1 protein-coding gene is annotated in these 2,217 nt (G+C 43.6%); it reads right to left on the reverse strand.

Annotation, left to right across the window (positions count from 1 at the left end):
- The coding region (locus L1286_RS23925) for a hypothetical protein (protein ID WP_235409535.1) at positions 1-2,006 on the reverse strand (2,006 nt) is incomplete at its 3' end.
- Between the last annotated feature and the right edge of the window lie 211 nt (positions 2,007-2,217).

Consider the following 2,217-nt stretch of genomic DNA (forward strand, 5'->3'; position numbering starts at 1 on the left):
GATGAGCGTGTTTGTAATAAACCGCCCGCAGATACTGACGTTGACGTGCGTAGTCCACGTTTGTCGTAGTTAAACTCGGTATGGGTCTCTCTCACCAACGATACATCACCGATGCGGCCAGATCCTCGCACTAATAATGCATTAATTTTTTGAATTGTGTTGTCAGGCTCTAAAGACTGTAAATCCCCCAATATGTCTCTTTTTATAGTGCGCCACTGACCTTGATGCTGACTATTCGGTAGCGGCAATCGAACATAAGCCCCGTCAAGCACTGCAGTCGTTATATCGCTTTGATAAGTAACGTAACGCGTCCCTTTTGGCGTATTCACACTCACGTAAAATGTATAGTCTTCACTGAAATTAATATCCCATTTCAATGTCGTCATAGCTAAAGTGCTATGAGGCAGTGTCCACTGATTTAAGCGGTATCCACTTGCCCTACCTGCGCCACTAAGTTCAATGACTTCCTTACCATAATCCTTATCAAATACAGGCGTAATGGTAGCATCAAGGGAAACGTCACCATATCTATGCCACTGGCTTAGATCCTTTGAGGTCTCGGAGCGGGTCTCTTCTGTAGATTTTGCACGTAATTCACCAAACCCGTTATATACAAACTTTGTGAGGTAACCCTCTTCGTCTGAAGAGGCAACCAATAGTCCCCTTCTATCATAATCAGACTGGGTTTTGATGGCTGCTTGTGTTGTATGCAAATTAGAAAGGTAAGACTGCGCAGCCGAGCTCATTACACCGCCAACAAGATCGTGCGCAGCATTTGTTAAATCGGCTTCGGAAATGGCAGATTTAAAAGCCAAAGTCGCGGTTTGTTGGCCAAAGCGGTTATATTGGTATTCCGTAACATGGCGCTCCGCATCAATTTCGAACCTCAACTGCCCTTTTGCATCATAGAAATAACGGGTTTCGTTGCCAGCTTCATCAATAAAAGCAGATTGGTTACCTGCGAGATCATATTGAGTGTGTTTTTGCGCGCTAAGAGAGACATTTCCAACCAAACCAGACCCACGGATCAGGAATTCTCTGACGTTTATGATTTCATTATCTGGTTCTAACGCCTTTAAATCTTCAAGCAGGTTTCGTTCAATCCGAGTCCACTGTCCTTTTGCGGTATCAGAAGACATGGGATGGATAATATAATTGTTAACTTGTTTGGGCGCAAAATCACCCATATTATACTGAAGATATCTTTGGCCGAGCTTAGTATTTACATTAATGTAGACTATGTAAGTTTCGTTATAGTTGAAGTCCCAGCTGATATTGCTCAGGCTCGAGTTCCATTCTTGGTTATTGTCTCCTTTTAAACGATAGCCATTACTCGTTTTGCCTCCTTGTAATTTAGTGACTTCGTGGCCATATTCCTTGTCATTTATAGAGGTGATTGTAGCACCAGCCGGCGTGGTGTCGTAGACACTCCAACGATCTAGCTTAATGGGAGAATTATAACGCTCCCTTTCATTACTCACCCCAATTTGCCTGCCCAACAAGTCAAAACTGTAACTTTCGTTGAAAATCGTTGACGGTTGCTCAGTTTCCCCTGAAGTGATTGAAGCAAAATGACTGTTTAAATATGCAGCCTCAATGACATCTCCTTCGTTCAACAAAGATGTATCTGCGTAATAACGACTTGAACTAGACACCGTTTGTTCAGAAACATAATAAGTCGAAAATTCAGACTCTGATGTTTGGCGACCTTGATAATAGGCTTTGCCATTAGTCAGTAGGATTCTGAATTGCGTGCCCTCTTGATTGGTGATATCGAGTTCTGCTTTTTTTACACCATTTTCATAGACATGAGCTAATCCCCTTACGAGGTGCAAAGCAAACTCCATGTCTGAATATCCCAAACCAATATTGCCATTGTCATTTAGACCTACTAGCACGTCTGATTCAGGAGGCACTTCATATACAACTTTCCCTTCACCACCTTGGATAAACTCAACACTCGACGCGCCTGCATTGTAGCCGTTGCCTCCCGCAGTTTTTGTCAACTTACTACCATCAACATCGACCTTACTGGGTGATTGCCAGGTTACATGGTTGGGAGATGAGCCGAACTTCAATGAATAATTATCAATCAATAGTTCTGAATGTGTGCCTGTCGGTGAGGTGTGACTCAACAGCTGTAAATACGCCGGCCCACTCCAATTCACCGCTGAAGTGGTATGTGAAACCACGGCGTCTGGCTGCCCTTTCGGGTGG

It is taken from the genome of Pseudoalteromonas sp. SMS1, assembly GCF_021530565.1.
Classification (GTDB): domain Bacteria; phylum Pseudomonadota; class Gammaproteobacteria; order Enterobacterales; family Alteromonadaceae; genus Pseudoalteromonas.